At 41.9% G+C, this 17605-nt stretch carries 18 protein-coding genes; all 18 read right to left on the bottom strand.

Features of this window, described 5'->3' with window-relative positions; translation table 11 throughout:
* Positions 1-317 precede the first annotated feature (317 nt).
* Positions 318-1634, bottom strand: a complete 1317-nt coding sequence (locus tag H346_RS0109180; RefSeq protein ID WP_027970829.1) for an ISLre2 family transposase — start codon at positions 1632-1634, stop codon at positions 318-320.
* A 132-nt stretch (positions 1635-1766) separates the two neighbouring features.
* Complete coding sequence (locus H346_RS0109175; RefSeq protein WP_027970828.1) at positions 1767-2081, bottom strand: hypothetical protein; 315 nt, start codon at positions 2079-2081, stop codon at positions 1767-1769.
* A gap of 3 nt (positions 2082-2084) precedes the next feature.
* A complete protein-coding gene (locus H346_RS0109170) occupies positions 2085-2303 on the bottom strand; it encodes a hypothetical protein (RefSeq protein ID WP_027970827.1) in 219 nt (72 codons plus the stop codon).
* A 97-nt stretch (positions 2304-2400) separates the two neighbouring features.
* A complete protein-coding gene (locus tag H346_RS0109165; RefSeq protein ID WP_027970826.1) occupies positions 2401-2988 on the bottom strand; it encodes a hypothetical protein in 588 nt (195 codons plus the stop codon).
* A gap of 15 nt (positions 2989-3003) precedes the next feature.
* Positions 3004-4314, bottom strand: coding sequence for a CHAP domain-containing protein (locus H346_RS0109160; RefSeq protein ID WP_027970825.1), 1311 nt, complete (start codon positions 4312-4314; stop codon positions 3004-3006).
* 9 nt (positions 4315-4323) lie between these two features.
* Positions 4324-4572: a hypothetical protein gene (locus H346_RS0109155; protein WP_027970824.1), complete on the bottom strand. Its 249-nt coding sequence runs from the start codon at positions 4570-4572 to the stop codon at positions 4324-4326.
* Between the two features lie 18 nt (positions 4573-4590).
* Positions 4591-6543: a virulence factor gene (locus H346_RS0109150; RefSeq protein WP_027970823.1), complete on the bottom strand. Its 1953-nt coding sequence runs from the start codon at positions 6541-6543 to the stop codon at positions 4591-4593.
* A 9-nt stretch (positions 6544-6552) separates the two neighbouring features.
* Entirely contained in the window at positions 6553-7200 is a 648-nt protein-coding gene (locus H346_RS0109145) for a hypothetical protein (RefSeq protein ID WP_027970822.1), read from the bottom strand.
* Positions 7190-7501, bottom strand: coding sequence for a DUF5592 family protein (locus H346_RS0109140; RefSeq protein WP_000655412.1), 312 nt, complete (start codon positions 7499-7501; stop codon positions 7190-7192). Before H346_RS0109140 ends, H346_RS0109145 begins: the two co-directional genes overlap by 11 nt.
* Before the next feature lie 87 nt (positions 7502-7588).
* The gene (locus H346_RS0109135) at positions 7589-7873 is read right to left on the bottom strand and encodes a BRCT domain-containing protein (protein ID WP_027970821.1); all 285 of its coding nucleotides are present in this window, start codon (positions 7871-7873) and stop codon (positions 7589-7591) included.
* Positions 7874-7876: 3 nt separating this feature from the next.
* A complete protein-coding gene (locus H346_RS0109130; RefSeq protein ID WP_027970820.1) occupies positions 7877-9967 on the bottom strand; it encodes a pLS20_p028 family conjugation system transmembrane protein in 2091 nt (696 codons plus the stop codon).
* A 122-nt stretch (positions 9968-10089) separates the two neighbouring features.
* On the bottom strand, positions 10090-10617 hold the full coding sequence (locus H346_RS0109125) for a hypothetical protein (RefSeq protein WP_027970819.1): 528 nt from the start codon (positions 10615-10617) through the stop codon (positions 10090-10092).
* Between the two features lie 106 nt (positions 10618-10723).
* On the bottom strand, positions 10724-13816 hold the full coding sequence (locus H346_RS0109120; RefSeq protein ID WP_244147260.1) for a VirD4-like conjugal transfer protein, CD1115 family: 3093 nt from the start codon (positions 13814-13816) through the stop codon (positions 10724-10726).
* Positions 13816-14025 carry a hypothetical protein gene (locus H346_RS0109115; protein WP_027970817.1) on the bottom strand — a complete coding sequence of 70 codons (210 nt, stop codon included), beginning with the start codon at positions 14023-14025 and terminating at the stop codon, positions 13816-13818. The genes H346_RS0109120 and H346_RS0109115 overlap by 1 nt, the downstream gene beginning before the upstream one ends.
* A 144-nt stretch (positions 14026-14169) precedes the next feature.
* Positions 14170-14469, bottom strand: a complete 300-nt coding sequence (locus H346_RS0109110; RefSeq protein WP_027970816.1) for a hypothetical protein — start codon at positions 14467-14469, stop codon at positions 14170-14172.
* Between the two features lie 17 nt (positions 14470-14486).
* A complete protein-coding gene (locus H346_RS0109105) occupies positions 14487-15755 on the bottom strand; it encodes a site-specific DNA-methyltransferase (protein ID WP_027970815.1) in 1269 nt (422 codons plus the stop codon).
* Positions 15756-15824: 69 nt separating this feature from the next.
* Positions 15825-16256, bottom strand: a complete 432-nt coding sequence (locus H346_RS0109100) for a single-stranded DNA-binding protein (protein WP_027970814.1) — start codon at positions 16254-16256, stop codon at positions 15825-15827.
* A gap of 184 nt (positions 16257-16440) precedes the next feature.
* The coding region (locus H346_RS10000; protein ID WP_156888893.1) for an SspB-related isopeptide-forming adhesin at positions 16441-17605 on the bottom strand (1165 nt) is incomplete at its 5' end.

Raw genomic sequence — 17605 nt, 5'->3', positions numbered from 1 at the left:
GTATGTGTTCAAATTTTTTAGGTAGCGCACGGTTGATTCATCAGGGAGAACAAAAACCGAGAAAAACAAGAAAGACTAAGCATTTTTTCTTGCTCAGCCCCTTGACAGTTTTCCTGTTATCCCTTATAGTAGGTAGGTGACTGAGTAAGAAAGTGCCATTTTCTTACTCGGTGTCGCAAGAAGGTTCGTTCTTGCGACTTTTTTTATGCGTTAATTTGTATTTATTATAGCACACAAAGTCATACTTGACAAGATAAATGACAATAAAAGCATGACAAAAAGACCTTCTTGACGAAAGTTTTTTGAAATGGTTCATCTTAATAACGAATACTACGCTGATAGTCTCTTGACCAAGGTCTGCGATGTTCAGGGAAATAGTCTTTCGCTGACTGTTTCTCTCGTGGACGAGAATTGTCAGACCCTTGAGAAATAGATTGGTATTTCTCTCGCCAATCCCCAAAGAACAGCTCTCTCAAATTCCCTTCGTATAACATCACGATGAGTTGAGCCATGGTTTCGGCTCCCCAGAAGGTCCAATACATGCCACGTTTCTTCATCCGATAGGTGATTTTACGATGTTGACTCTCCATAACACCAATGCCTGCAGGGGGTAAACCTCTCATCTCAGCGGATAAGGTATACTGAAAATTCGCAAGATATTGTTTCTTAACGCTTACTAAAGTCTCGAGTCTATCACTTGACTCTTCTAGACTTTCAGCTGTCTCAAATGCCATTCTGAGTTTGCCTTTATCATGCGTTTGAATCGCTTGAAAGGCTAAATCAAGCAGTTCTCGGCCGTAAGGCTTAAATGTGCTAATTAATTGCTTGTTGACATGACACTCATCCCAAAAATGCTCATGATGCTTGATACCCAAGGCCTTGGCCATTTCTTTAAAAACATAAGGGGTATAACCGTGACCACCATCTGAATTCGTAATCAAAAGGGTCTTATCGGTGATATCAAAATGATTGTAGAGATAATCAAGCACCTGATCTCTCGTCAGACGGTTACTGAGTGTCACAAACTCTTTTTTGCCACTTAATGCAAATCGCTTTCCACCTGCTCTTTGGCTGCCCGTATGAACCATAAAATGCGATAAGTCAAAGTGTCTGTTCTCAGTTTCTTCATGTCTCGCCTTAACCATAACGCCATCACCTTCAATATAGATAATATCAACAGCTTGTTTTTGAGGAACTTCTTTTTCTTCAAAAAAGCGATAATCTTCTCGTTCTTCCAGTAGCTGACGAGCAAGCTTGACGGCTTTGACAACGGTTGATTTGGTGATATGAACATTATAGGTCAACCAAACCGTATAAACCACTTTGGCATAGGGCATCATGGTGGCGAGTTCTGCCACTTGATACAAAAATTCTTTAGAGTATCTGACATAGGATTCTAAACCGAGATACTCATCAACAGGAGTGACCCAATGACTCCCTTTTCGCCATCGTCTTCGTCTAAAGCGAATCTCCCCAAAAGTCAGCGTGACCGTTCGTTCAGTTGACTGCACATAAGTATAACCTCGTTGCTTCATGATTGGAATCATATCTTGATCGTGTTTTGCCACCAACCGATGAAACTCCTTAATAGCTACTTCTTGACATTGTCTTTTTAAGACACGTTCGTCGATCACTTTGAAACCTCCACAATCTGTGATTAGGTATTAGTGTACTTATTTCCCATTTGGACTTCAAGTTCTGTTTTCACAATCAAAAACCTCTTGGATGACTTATCCAAGAGGTTTATTGACTATCCCTAATACCGCCTATGACTGACGACGTTTTTTTGTTAAAGCGACCCACAAGCCCATTAAGGCAATAATAGCTACGATACCTAATAGGACTATGCCAAACAAACTAAGTGCTGCTGACCAAAGGATTGGTCCACCGCCACATAAGACCATCAGAAAAAGAATCGCTAGAATAGCTCCCCCATTCGATAAGAACTTTCGAAAGAACCCATACAAACACAAGAGGAAGAATACTTGAAAGCCGAATTTCCCAAATAAAGTCGCACAAATACCAGCCACAAGGAACAAGGTGATACAGGCTCCTATAAAGCGAAAATTTATAATATACATAGATTAGCTCCTCCAAATGTCTTTGATGTTTTGCCACTCACGCTCAATCACTTGTTCCAAATATTCCGAAGCTGATTTAGCGCCGTGATACTGAACTAAAGCTTCTAGCTTTTCTTCCCGTGTTTTGGGATAAAAGGCCAAGGTGTACCGTTTTTTCTTTTCATAGTTCTTTGGCGCTTCTTGCCGTCGCTTACCCAAAGGGTCGATGTCTTCTCTAGTCATATTTGCCTCCCTCTTTGTTTAATGACGTAACTTATTACGTCATTATTTTACCATAAAAGAAGCCTATTGTCCATACAGAATCTGACATGCAAAGTGATTAACCATAGGTTGCTCCAATATCTCCTCCGATAATCTGAACGATTTGAAGCTGGTCAACCGTCTTATTCCAATTCCCAATCAGGTAAGCATTGGGGCTATTCTCCTTTTTCAAAACGACTAAAAACTGAAGGACATCCTCTGCTTTAGAGGGGGTTACTAAGAGACTCTCCTGATCCACTTGATAGTGATTGACCAGAAAAGCAATCCCCACCGTCTCAAGCATAGCTTGACTCGTCATACTCAAGTGATTCTCAACCGTCCCTGTGACATCTGAGACGGTTTGGGCAGCTGTTAGCGTTTGAAGTCCTTGGAAAAGACTAGCTGAGAGCTTTTCCTTCTCAGATGAATGAACACTTCCGTAGGGTCTCTCTAAAGCAAGAAAAGCCTGTCGATAGTTTTTTTCGTTTTCAGTTTCAGCTGGCAGCTCTTCGGAGGATGCCCCCTTATCTTTCATCACTTTCTCCGTTGGTGCGGTGGTTGTTTGGGAAGACTTTTTATGAGGATGTAAGAATGACATTCCAACAAAAAGACCAACCAACAACACAATCCCTACAAACATCCAATAGTCTTTGAGGTATTTTAACATCTCTTCTCCTTCTCTCTACTTGATATTCGCTTCTTTACCATCTGGATAAGCAAAAGTAGTGATTTCTGCTTTTTGTTGGGCAGGTGTCCAAATACGGTAGTTCCACGTGTTATTTTGATGGAAGTAATCGTGTCCTGATAATGGTGTGTTTTGTTCCACAATCAAAATAGAACCATCTTCAAAGACATGACAGACAATACCGGTATGTCCATATCCACCACCTCCATTTTGAGTCGAAAAGATTGCTCCTTTTTTAGGAGTTGTTTTAACCGAGTTGCCAAAGATAGCTGCCCAAGCTCTTGCTTGGTCTTTTCCGTTACCAATAACCGTTCCTGAATGCCCCCACAAACGATTACCTAAGCTAACGGTTAAATCAACGCATTGGCCTGAGTTCTCCACCCAGCCACTACCACCATAAACTAAGCCATTTCTGCTAGGGTCAATGATATAGGACTTTAGACTCTGTGGAAGATTATCTGGTTTATAGCCCCAAGCCGTCGCATCGACTGGAACAGCCCCTGTCCCGTCTACCGAATCACCTGAAGCCCCATCGCTACAATCACTAGATTCCTCAACTACGCCTTCATCACTACTAGCGTCTCGCTTAGTATCAGCTGAGAAAGAGGATTGGGAGGTTTGATAGGGTTTTTCCCCGTATTGCTCTATCGCTTTTTGGTCTAACCACTGGTACTTTGTCCCTAAGGTCTGGTACATGGCGACTAACTTGGTCTTATACGACCCATCAGTTGCCCAACCACCGTCCGCAATAGCAGACAGCGTGGCGACACCATCGGTATTATTAATCGCTTTTTGATACAAGGTTTGGTGGGCCATAAATTCAGCCTTGCCAACAATTCCTGCATCATAACTAGAAAACCACGTGTATGCCCCACCTGTACCATCACCAACACGAGATCCCGGTTTCGTTCCTGAAAGGTCAACACTATCTTGACCATAAGTTGCTAGGGTCACTGGAAAGTTAGATAGGCTAGAGGTTTTCACACCGCCCATATTATGAGCTTGCCAGAGGGAAGTTCCATTGGGATTACTGAAGTTAAAGCCATTTTCAATCATGGTCTGGGTGATGGATGCAGAGGGCAGAAAACCTCCCGCTTTCCACGACAAAAGGTAAGCCTCCTCATGTTGCTTGACAAAGACATCAATCGAAGCGTTGCTAGCATCCGTAGGTACTGAAGCTGTCTGAGGACTAACATCACAAGGTGACGCTCCATCTCCTACCGCACCAATCAACAGGCTGGCAAAAGCAACAATCACCATGTAACCCAGTAAGAACAAACTACCAACTGTCATTACTGTTTTTTTCATTTGAGTCTCCTACCATAACCCAAGAATCGTGCGCATGATGGCATAAACAAGTAGGAAAGTAAATACCACAATGCCAACTTTTTTCAAGTCTTTGAGAAATTGACGATTCCGCTCGGCTTGTGCCTGCAATCGCTCTGGATCAGATGGTCCGCTAGAAGCGAAGTATTCCCGTTCTTGTCGCATCCGCTCTTTACGAAGCGCCACATAAGCCTCTAGGGCTAGCTTTTGTCGGCTGAAAAAGCCTTGTTTAGATTTCATTAGTCAACACCCTTTCTTTTATTGAATACTACCGTAACGCTCTAATTCTTGCGCTAAAAATTGTTGATTAAAGACGATATTTTTAACCCCTGCAATGTTCATCAAGAGCTGTCCCTTAGCCAATCGTGGCAAGGTCTCAAGCTCTGAAGCATTCATTGCCCCATGTAAGGCATTGGATAAGAGACCAATACTGGTTTCATCCGTTTGGGCAAAGACCCGGTACTGCATTAAGCCAAATATTCGTCTCACAGCTAAAACATATGGATCTTTGGCAGAGGTTTGGTTGGTCTCTAGTAAAATCCCTTCAAGTGAGTGCACAGACAAGATGACCCCCGCAAAATTGTAGCCCATCCGATCAATGACGCTTGCTAGAAGCGAGACACTTTGTTCATACTGAGGAGTCATCAATGTCTGAGCATCACTAATGGTGACAATGTAGTGGGGCATATCCATCTCGGTCAAGTGCGGATGCGTTTTTAAGCGCTGACGACATTGTTTACCGTTATTGACAATATCGGCCGACATCAACGATAACAAGGAAAAGACTTGTGCATTAAGGAGATGAGGGCTATCCACTAAACCTGATAAGTCAAAGGTCACGACTTGTTCTGTTGAAATATCTCGAAAAGCTGTTGTCCCTTCAAAAATGGCCGCATGGGAACTTAAGAGTTCCTCAAAGGTATTGAGCGCTCGATTAATGGTTTTTAACTCCAATTTATCAGGGTGTTTGCGAGCTTGACTTTGCCGTTTTTTATCTTCTAAAAAGAGGATGAAATCGGACAAAATCGGATATTCTTCTGCCACCAATTGCGTGGCACGCAGCTCTCCTTCATGGAGAGCAGGATTGCGAAACCAAATCCTTACCTCATCAATATAGAAATCGTTGACCAATTTTCCAAAGGTCGCAAGGTCATCGCCTGTTACCTCACTATTAAGTAACTGAAAAAGATTCTTTAGCTTTTGGAGGTGTTGTTGGTAGGATTTTTCCTCATCCACTTCAATCCCATTGTCTTTGGTTACTGTTGGAAAAATTTGAAAAGGGTTAATCCGATTAGCTTCACCCGACAAGTCAAGCACTAAACCTGCTTGTTGTTTGGTTTGATCTGTAAACATCCCACTGGCATCAAGGTTTCGGATGAAGTGCCCCTTGGCATAGAGGTCATCGGTTTGTTTCAAGAGAAACGAGCGTTGCCCCATTTTAGGATTACCTGACACAATCATAAAAGAGCGTGTTCTACGGTCATCACGATGCAGAAAATCGAAATTAACCGCCCCTTTAGTTGGTGTCCAACCAAAATAAGAGCCTCTTTCGTCCTCTAGCTTGGTATGATTAAAAGGGTAGCCTCCTGCAAGGTCATCCACCCGAATGAAGGTACCTTTGCGATGATTGGGAAGATCTTGTTGGAGTGATGCTGGCACAAAGGGGGCTTGGTATTCCAAGTCTTGTTCGCCTAATAAAATCGTAGCCTTATATTTCGAGGTCTTATTCTTAAGATTGGTCACTTGTTCAAACAAGCCTTCTCTAGTCTGATCAGACACATAGACCCGTGTGTACATACCAAAAGTCGCTAAATTGGTCCGTTCAATCTCTTGGTGAAGTTGCGTCAATTCACGAATCTGGGTTATTTCAGTCTGATTAGCAACCACCTTGGCATTATTTGACAGGCGTGTCGACTTTTCTTCAATGGAATCCTGTAAGACCGTTTTGATGGCTTGATTGTCTTGACGATAGAGACTTAAAAAAGCAATGGTATCAGACAGTTGTAAAAGGTCTGTCAACCAAAAGCGAGGAAGATCAGAAGCAGGGTAGCCATAATAATGCAAGGTCGTGTGTAACCCATCGCCTGCTTCAAAATAGCGATCAGACTTTCGAAAGGTGAGATTTCCTTGCGGCTGAATAGTACTCAACAGGGCTAAATCATAGCCGTCCTTCATCAGTTGTCGTTCATGTCTTTTCGATAATAATGGCATGGTTTCCTCCTAGAGACTATCTAACATGTTATAAAACTGGGTCAACAATTGCTTTTTCTTTTCCAACCGAATCGGTTCAGGCACAAAATCTTGATTGCCACTGGTTTGAACTTTACGCACTATGGTATCCATATCTGTGATGGTTGGTGCAAAAAGCCAAAGTATAAACTCCGCATTATAAATTTCTTGCTTAATTTGTTCTTCAATCCGAATCTTCGTTTCCAACAGCGCTTTACGATCTACTAATTGTTTTTGTCGCCTATCAGAAAGAGAGGGGCGGCCCAACTCCATTTTGACGGCCTCTAAATGATGTCTGAGATGAGCAATTTGTGGATCGGTATTGGTGGGAAGACGTGTGGTTTCTACCTGAATATCCGCGTGTACATTAGTAAGCCACGTTTCAAAATTCATCAAGGTACGTCTGATCTCACTCTCACTGAGATAATCGAGGTCCTTGCCTGAGATTTCCATCAGCTCAAGGTAAGTATCATCTTTCAGCTGAATATAGTGAGGAGGCTGAGAGAGAATCCTCTTGACTGCTAGTAGCTCAAGTGTTGATTTGGTTAAGCCAAAGCGTTTTCGCTGAGATCGGTCTTCTTTCTTGCCTAGTCGTTTCATTGAGTTGTCAGTTATTGTTGCTTGTTTTCTAAGCGCCATGTTTGCCTCCTTGCCTGTGATTGATACTGATGTAGCGTTTACATCTTCGGCTGAAAAATAAGAGGATGCTTTGCCAGTTTTTCTTGCCACCCTTGACCGGTAATAATAAATACACGACCAAAGTAACACTTAAGAGCCAAAAGACTAAAAAGACTGGCCACTCTTGTGGGGGAAAGACTTTCATTCCAAAGGTAAAAGCTAAGATACCCGTTAAACTGACAAAGACAATGTCCATCAGAAAGACACCTAGAATTTTAACTTTGGCATAAATATCACGTGGCACACCATAACTATCTTTCATAAAATACCTCCTCGATTCCTAATAAAACCATCTTAAGGGATAATCGACAATCATGTGCTTAAATGGGCAACTGACTAAAAAAACACCTCACCAACGGTGAGATGTTCTGAGCCACTCAAAAAATTGACTTTCTGTAACAAGCCTAATGGCGTACCCTTGAGTTTTTAAAGCTTCCGCCACAAGGAGCTTTCGAGACTGTTTCTCCGGCTCAAAGAGCGACAATTGTTTGTGTCCCACAATGAGAATATCCGTTTTCCTAGACACAAAGCCTTGGACAATAGCGCCCGCATCTTCTAAATAGGTCATTGCTTCAACTCGTTTCAGGGGTCTGAGACTTCCTGTAATGACGACGTGCTTGTCCTTTAGCTCCATTGGCTATTCCTCCTCATCACTCTCAGCCCCTTTGATATGGCTTTGTTGGTTAAGGTATTGATTGGCCTGTGTCAGGCCCTGTTTAGACTTAGCCAAGTGACCTAAGCCTGACGACACTTTTGGTTTTGACAAGGGGTCAGAGATAACCGCTTCTTTCGACTGAGATAAGGCTGAGGCAGGCGATTGGTTAAACGGACTAGGATTTTCTTGAGTTTGTGTCAGGTCTTGTGGCAACGTTGGATCGGTAACACCGCCTTCTGTCGATTGAAATAAGGGAGAAGAAAGGTCTTGATCAGACTGGCTGGCCACTCCTTGTTCCTGTATGATAGCCGTTGGTAGCGTTGGATCAGTAATACCGCCTTCGCCTTCTTGACGGGGTTGGTTTTGTTGGGGTGTACCAAGTGGTGGTTCATTTTGTTGCCCTTGCTTGTTGGCATCTTTAGTACCCTTTTGGTGTTTCAGAGCCTCGTAAGCTTTATCGTGGGATTGTTTGGCTTTTTGAGTAGGATGACCTAAAGCTTGATTAGCCATAGCTGTCGCCGCATCAATCCCACTACTAATCCCACCTTTAACCGTATCAGCCGTTCCTTGGTCTTTCCAAATATCGGTTATGCCTCCAAAGGTTCCTGCCGTCTTAGCAATCCCTCCGGCAATGGCACTTGGGGTTTTCTTAACTGCGTGAACCCCCATTTTACCTGCCCCTAAGGCGAGACTACCAACTCCAGCAACTCCGCTCGCAAAGGCATTACCTGCCATCATCGCCCCAATCAATTGTTGGGCGGTCTCACTATGACCCGTTGAAACACCAAGCCAGCGTTCAATCATGGTCACTCCTTGCATGGCGGCCATAAAGATACCAAGATAGACGATGCTGCAAGCGAGAAATTGTTCCCAACCGCTCATACCTGTTGTGAATGCGCCGGAAAATTGTTCGACTGTCGATAGGGATAGCCCCGGAAAATCCCGACAAATCTCTAAGGTAATGCGCATAATCATGACTTCAAAGACAATCCCTGCGAGAGCGCCTCCGATAGTCTTCAACAGCTCCACATATTTCTTACGGTTGAGCGAGCTATAACCTTGAATGGGCGAGATAATTCCCTGAATCAAGATGTCCACCACCGACTTGACAAACTTAATCGACATGCTTATTAATAGCACCAACAAAATGCCATACTGGACAAAGACCGCCGTCCAGTTCACCTTGTATCGAGGATAGACAGCTTCTAAAGCCTTTAGAGGTGATCTTTCATTCATAGACACAACCCCATCACGATTGGCATTCAATTGGTGTTGAAACAAACCTTGTAGTCCCATTTTTCCTGGAGATTTTTGCCAATCTAGTAGGTATTTAGCATTAGTAACCCCATAGCTAGCCCCAAAGTCCAATTGGGTTACAAAATCAATCGAGTCTTTCTGACTGACATCATCTGTAATCTTGTTTAGTGGAATGGCCCCATCCACCACAGGCATGAGATAGCCATGGTCATCCATGGGAAAGAGATTGGTGTCAAAGTTCTTATCAACTAAGACTTTAAGGTCCACCACATTATTTTTCAGCGGTTGAATGGCTAAGGACGAATAGTTGGACTCACCTTTTCCATTGGTCGATTGAATAGTAACGGCATCTTGTGCTAGTGTCGTTGAGACTGTTGTCAAGGTCATCGGTAAGACCGACGTCACCAAGGTCACTAAGAGAAAGGTCAAAACAGCTTCCTTGTATTTGACAGGTTTGGTAAAGACCCCTGCCATCACACTCACAATTAAGACCAAGACGAAAATAACCACACCTAGCGTCTGAAAGGATTGATAAAACTGACCAATGACTGTCCTTGAATCGGTCAGATAGCCAAACAGGCCAAAGAGCTTAAAAAGGTTATTAAAAACGTGTTCCAAGCTAAGGGTCATCATATAGAGTGCCTTAGCTATCCCACCCAACAATTTATTTATCACCGTCAGAACAGCAGGAGTCGCATCTAGATAGTTATGCCAGTACTGGTAAAAACTCGCTAATTTTTGGCCCTTTTCTCCAGTAATTTCTCCATCTAGCTTTTCAAGATCCCTAACTAGGTCTGAAAAGGTCTCATAAGTCATAAAGTAGCCTTCTTTCTGTTAGAATTCTACTTTAGTCTAAGGGATAATCGGAAATCATGTGCTTAAATGGGCAACTCGTTTAGCGACAAAAAAAGAGGTTCACTTGAACCTCTTTAAAAATCTTATTTAATGGTTTGACCTGAGAAGTCATAATAAACATCGGCTGCACCACTACTCTCAAATTCAAAGATACGAATGGCTTTGCCACCATCGCTTAACACAACACCATAAGTAAGACCACTTGTATCATCTACTAATTTTGACGCATATTCCTTATCATCAGTTGTTCTAATTAAAAAATAGTCCTTACCTTCTAATTCAGACTTATGTTTTGTCAAAATCCCTTTTTCTTCAGAAGTTAGTTTATTTTCAGGAACTACTTGATAATAGTAAGTAACCCCCTTATCCCCATACGATGAAATGTATGAGGTATTTGTAATGGTCTGCTTCTTTTTATTAAAAATGAGTTCGCTTCCCCCTTCTGAAAAGATATCAGATCTATAGCTACCAGAAACTTTCGAATACCCACTATACTTGTCTTGGAGAATGGTTGGTACACCGTCTTTGGTGGTTTTCTGTCCACAAGCCACTAGTAAGATACTGGCTAGTAAAATCGTAAACAAGCCCATGAGTTTTCTTGCTTTTGCCATATCCAAATCCCTCTTTTTCAATGATATATTTACCGTTATTATAACACGTTTGCACCACATCATCAACTAATGACGTACTTTGTTACGTCCTTTTTGATGCAATGTCTTACAATACTTCTGTCATCGTGTAGTCACTCTCCTCTTGAAAAAGGTCAATCGCTGTCTCTTCATAGAGATCATCGATAGACTCAAATTGTTTGGGAGCTTGTGGACGTTTTCGTCCTGCCAAACGACTTTCAGGGTTACTGATTAAATCATAGCGCCATGCAATCATATGATTAAAATTGGTTTTGGCATCTACGGCAATATCCTGCAAATCTAGTCCTCTATGGTCGCTTTTGACTGGAATATCAGACAAGGTCATGCTTTGATCAAAAGCATCTTCTAAGAACATGTACCGATAAGGCAGACTCGTTTTTTCACGTAAGAAAATAGGGTCAGTGGTCACTTTACGTCCCTTCTTGTCTCGTCCCTTCACCCCACGTAAGATAACAGCTTCTCCTTCTTGGAGTTTTGAAAGCTGGGTTGGGGTCAACAATTCCTGTTTCTTCTGCGTCACAGAAACATTTGGATTGGCTTCATCGATGATATTGGCTGAACGGTGACGTGATGTAATGGTTCGAGTACCCAGATCCTTGCTATAAGCACTATTAGTCTTATCAGAGTTCGATTTGATGTAAACTTCAATCGAGCAATTGCTTCGGATGGTTGCTGCAACATTGTCACCATACTTATCACTCAGCTGCTCAAGGTTTTGTACCCAAAGATAATAGAGAATATTTTGCCCAAGACCAATCGAGATTTTGGTTTCCATATGTGGAATCATTGGAATATTGGTAAACTCATCAAGGACATGAACAATCCGATGGACGGTTTTGCGACCACTTGAGAGTGCCATCTCATAATTGGCATTGAAGAGTTGGTCCAAAAAGAGAGATACAATACTATTGTATTCTGTTCTATTTGGTGGCGTTACTAGGTAAATCACTTTAGGCTTATCGGAATAAGTCAGCTCAACGTCGTCCAGCTGAAGAAGAGACCCTTTAGGGGCTTCTTGAATGGTGATAGACACCTTATCAAGTAGCGGTTGATCGCTATACGGATCTTTCTTAAGACGATTGCCAAGTCCACCTGCTTTTTGATAAACCTTCGTCCCTTGTAGAAGAAAGACTTGGTCTTTCACAGCTTCGTCATTGGCATCATGATTGAAATCAATCCTAATCTGAAAGGTATCAGGCAGTTTAGGGGCAATGACAAAGGTCAAATAGCCTGCCTCATCGACAAGAGCTGTTGCTTCCTTGACATGAACCACCTCTTTTTGCGATTTCCCCCATTGTTTGTGGCTCGTAATTGTAATCTTAGCCGTTTGATGCAAAAAGGCATTCTTCAATTGACGATTATGACTAGAGCGAAAGCGAATGGCTAAGCGTCTTGGAAAACCAACAGAGGTCAAATCAATGGCATTCTTAGACGTTAATTTCGCCACATTATCTTGTAAGAAGAGGGTAATCCCTGCCATCATACTAGAGAAAACATTGCCTTTGGTTTCTTCTGAAGCAAAGTCAGAAGCCCTGAAATTAATATCAGCCATTTCTCGAAACTTGGAAAAGCGTCTCTGATTAATCTGTCTAAGGTTATCAAAATACACCGTGAGTTTTGATTTTTTAGTTAGGATTTGGTCGTCCATTGGCTCTTCCACAATCATGCCACTACTGTCTACCAAGACTTCTTCTGAGCCTAAATCTGTCAAGAATTTAGCCACGTTTCGAATGGTCACCGTATCCCAAGCATCGTCTTCGCCGTTTTGAAGAGCTTCATTGGCACGGTCAAAGAGGGCAATCGTAATGGCATTAAAGAGTGAAATAGAGGTGTCTTCCCAATACTTGGCATTGCCATTGCCCATACCCGGTTTGGTTTTACGGTAAATAGCTTCTGCGACCGCATTGACATAGGTCTGTGCTTTTTCATAATAGCCCTTTTTAGCAGCTTCAATCGCAAGGGCTAAAGGGTTATACGACATTGACCAATCCATGTTCTGAAATGACAGGACTTCCACGTCATAGCCTCTTTGTCGCATGGTTTTATAAGAGGATTGATAGTGTTCCCCTTTAGGGTCTGCAATAACCATTGAGGGCTTTTCTTTGGCTCGACTATTGATATCAATGGTTTCTGTGATAAAGCCTTCTCCTTTACCAGATCGAGTTGTTCCTAGACCAAGCATGTTGGTGGGATTGGTTTCGATGTAATAGTAGCCTGAGGGTTTGCCATAGATGCCAAGAATTTTTTGCGCATGAGTAACAATCGGGCTGATTTTACGATTCTGCCAGATGATATGCCCTCTTAATGTCATGCCTCCTAGGCTTTTCTTAGTTTCATGGAAAACAGGAAGCCCTCCATTTCCCTCAAAAGACTGTGCTTTATTAGGAACCTTGACATATTGCGTTTTGATTTCTTGTTCCGTCGCAAAGCGGTCATCCCCTTCTTCATTACTATTGTAGTTCCGATACTGCTCAAAATTAATCCAAGCCGAGCGCCAAGCTAAGCCAAAACCAAGCAAAAAGATCGGAACAGCTAAAATAGGAGCAACTGAGAACGAAGCAAACCACCAAAGATTAGAAAAAGCAAGACCACTCTGATCAAAGGTCATTTCTAGCGATTTGCTTTGAAGGGTTAAGTAAAAATAATGAAAACAAGCCCTTAGAAAAGCCACCACGTAGTTGGTTAACATGAGCGCAATGGCACTAAAGCTAAGTCCCATCATCACAAAACTCCGTGATGTCTTGAAATAAAGAATGGGGCGCATTTCTTTGACAAAGCGTTTGCGTTCCTTGTGAAGAAACGGCAGATAGTCCAAAGCCCTAACACTAAGATTCCAAAAAAGTAAGAAAAGTAAGCTAAAGAGCCACTGAGGAATAATTTTTATCCATTTGATAGATTGACGGCCAAAAGATTTGGCTAAGTGACTAGGTTTCTCTTTTTCCAGCTGAGAAAGGCTAGAGCGTAAGTCATAAATGAAACGCTGACAACATTTAAGAAACTGTTTGCGATTGGTCCACAGCCTTTTGGAGATCATTCCTAACTGTTTGAATAGTTTCCACAAACCATAGCTAACCAGCCCAAAACCTATAATGACTAAAAGAGGGCTAAGTGCCAACAAACGACTCACCATATAGATGAGATAATCTAATATGCCCACCATCATTCCTCCTCTCGCATATAGAAACAAGAAAAACAAAATAAGTGATAACGTTCTGCCATTGTAAGCAACCAATACCGTTCCAAAAAGGCATGAAGCCATTTCTCCTCATCCGTTTGTGGGGATTCTGTAAGCGTCCCTAACCGATAGACTAACCGTCTCATGTAAAGAGACTCGCTCATCAAATCATCTAATTGAGCATCTGATTGCATGTGATATTTCCTCCATCTCTTTTAGCTTTAGTATAGGAGATAATGGAAAAACCTGTTCTTAAAGGGGCAAATCACTTGAAACAAAGAAAATAACCCTTATTTCAAGGGCATCATCTTAGAGGTTTCTGTCTTTGGTTGACTTTTTTAGTGGTATTCTAGGATGTCCATGATTTGAGCTAAAGCCTTGGCATCCCCTCGTAGGGCTTTTTGTAACACAACCATAGCAAGTGCCATCTCATTAGACGGTTCAAAGCCCTGTTCTGTCAAAAAGGCTTTCATGTCATCATTAGCCACTTCAGAAGCAAGAAGTGTGTCAAATGCCTTTTTCAAATTAGCCTTTTTTCGTCTGACTTTTCCTGAAGCAATACCACCCTTTTTTCCCATTTCTCGAGCTTCCTTCGAGCTTCGTTTGCGAATAGGGATGAGATTGTTCTCATTTGCCATCTTCCCCCTCCTTGATATCAACTTAATTTTAGTGGTTTTTGACCCGTCAACTCTTCATAGCGTTTCAGAATGACTGAAACATACTTTGGATCTAGCTCCATACCATAACACCTGCGATTAAGGTTTTCACAAGCTAACAAAGTCGTGCCGCTGCCTAAAAATGAATCAAAAACCAGCTCTTCTTGACGACTGGAGTTGCGAATCAATCGTTCCATCAAAGGAATCGGCTTCATGGTTGGATGTTCCTTATTTTGAAGCGGTTTTCTTTCTCGTAAAATGGTGGTTGGTGTCTCTTCTTGATAGCTTTGTATCAGTGCTACCAGCTCATCTTTTGTCAACTGAGATAAACTTTGAGAGGACTCAAAGATAGTACTTAAGCTAAAATCACTGATAAAATAATGCTTAGCACCGCTTTTCCAACCATATATACAAGGTTCGTGTTGCCATTGGTAATCTTGTCGCCCTAAAACAAAGTGATTCTTAACCCAAATCAGAGTTTGCTTGATGTCCCACCCACACGATTCTAAGGCTTTTGAGACAGATAGTCTCTCTTTATCCGCATACCAAATGTAAAAAGCGCCTCCTGCTTTGAGATGAGTATTCACAGTTGAAAAAGCATTTTCTAAAAATCTCTCAAAAGCAAGCCTAGATAAGTTATCATTTTGAATGGTCATGGCTTCTTTGCTTTTTCCCTCATAAGCGACGTTATACGGAGGATCAGTTAGATACAAATCAATCATCTCCCCATCTAAAAGTTTAGCGACATGATCTGGGTTGGTCGCATCGCCACACATGAGTCGATGTTGTCCAAGCTGATACACAACTCCTTCCTCAGCTGTAGAATCTGATGTATCTATTGATCCTTTCAAGGTGTCATCTTCGTCATCACGGTGAACATCTAGAATAGGAAGTTCCCAAAAGCGTGTTGAAAAGCCAAAGTCCGTCATATCAAGGCTAGCAATATCACTTAATTCCTCTTCGAGTATGGAGAAATCAAAACCTGTACTAAGCGTCAGCTGATTATGGACTAGGATATAGGCCTTTTTTTCTTCAGCTGAAAGGTGCTTAATCCGAATAACAGGCACTTCTGTCATCCCTAATGCTTTTAGGGCTAGATAGCGACCATGCCCCTCTAAAATCATATTGTTTTCATCTATGGCAATGGGATCAATATTACCAAATTGTTCTATTGAACGTTTGATTTGATCCACATGGTATTGTGGGTGTTTCTTGGCATTTTTCTCATAAGGAATGAGTTCTTTCAAGGACAATCGTTCTATTTCCATTCTAAACCTCACTTTCATAACTGCATTGTCAAAAAAGTGAATAGGTCTTCCTATCCACTTTTATAGTGCTTAAAAAGGCTCATCCGCATCCACTGGCGCTGGTAGTTCTTCTTTTGGAGTTGCTACCTGAGAAGTATTAAAGTTTTTTTGCTTACGTCTTTGAGCTGCTTCTTTACCTTCTAAGAAAGTGATACCATCATGTTGGCTTGGAGAAATATACTGGAAGGTACGACGTTGTCCCTGTTCAGTCGTATAAGGTCGCTGAATAATTTCGCCTTTAACTAGAATTGGAGAACCTTTTGATAAACTTTGTGCCATAACTTCAGCCTGTTTACCATAAACTTGTACGTGGAAGAAACTCGTCAATGGTTTTCCATCATTATCCTGTAAACTGGTGTCACAGGCAAAATCAAACTTAAAACTGACACGCCCATTGGCTGTTCTCCCAACTGCATCATTTGGAATATTCGATACACGGCCATTCGCAATAAATTCTTGCATGACAAATCTCCTTATTAAAGTTTTGGAATTAGCCAAGATCTATCCACTCACCCTAACAAGTAACCAATAGTAAACTTTTTCGGCTAGTTTTTTGAAGGGAAAGGAGATCCCCCTAATAGTTACTTGCTAGAGAGAATGGATAGACCCAAGGTAAACTCCTTTTATGGCTTATCCATTAACTTGGTTACTGTTGACGCTTTTTAAGCCCTACAAGGCCTAAAAGTGATAGTAAACCTGCCCCAAGCACTGTTAGGACAGATACCCCTTGCTCACCTGTGGATGGTAAAGCTGATGCTTTCGGTGTCACAGGTTGAGGTGGTTCTGGCGTATGAGTGGTGACTTTATTAGACTTCACAGGATTACCGTTGACATACAAAGTGTACTCATTTGTCACATCACCTGCTTTGATGCGTTTAACAACCACAAAAGCATCTGCTCCAAATTCACTAGTACGTGGTATTTGTGCGAGGAAGTCTGCCTTAAAGGCCAACTCATAACGACCTGTTTCCTTATTGTAAACTGTCTCAGTATATTTCGCTAAGTCAGTGCCTTTAGGGATAATAGTACCATCTGATAAAGTGATATCAACTGTCGCAAGGACCTTATCTTTCTGGTAGAGGTCATGCGTGTGCTGAAGTTGATCCACAAACTTGTATTCTGTTAGGTCATAGCCACGGTTACTTGGCACTACCCATCCTTCCAATTTATAAGTTACTTCATCACCGATTTTCACTGTGCCATTTTGGATAGACTTACCATCTTGGTCAAGCACTTCTTTATGAACAGCTAGTTCAGGCAGGTGGTTAACCACGATATTGCCGTAATAACCATTCCCCATATCTAATTGATAGGTTTGATTAGTAATGTCACCTTTCTTGAACTCTTGTTTAAGTTTAAACGACAAGTTGTAGGTAATGTCTAGTCCTTTTTGAACATAAGCTTTGTAAAAGGCTGCTGGGTCTTTAGCTACCCACATGTAGAATTCACCGACTGGAGAAATGCCTGATGCCTTGATGAGTGCTTTTAGCTTATCGTCAAGGGTATCTTGAGATAACACATGGCGCATCTCTAAGAGATTGGTCACATCATCTCCGTTAGCGGCCTTAATGGAATTCACAACCAGTGAATGACCATCGATAGCTTCATCCTTGTAATCATCGACATAGATAAAGCCTTTCATGACACTTTCTTTGGCAGCTGTCATCCCTTTATACTGATCAAAATCTTGCTTAGCCACGTAAGTCAGCGTGCTGTTTGGCAAGACAGACTTCCCATCAATGGACTGACCCTTGTCATCCACAATGGTTTTAGTTGGCTGAATCAGATTATCATGCGGTGTTGGATTATCT

The organism is Streptococcus castoreus DSM 17536 (assembly GCF_000425025.1).
GTDB classification, from domain to species: domain Bacteria; phylum Bacillota; class Bacilli; order Lactobacillales; family Streptococcaceae; genus Streptococcus; species Streptococcus castoreus.
Note: the sequence above shows the minus strand (reverse complement) of the source record. Positions and strands in the feature narration are given on the sequence as shown.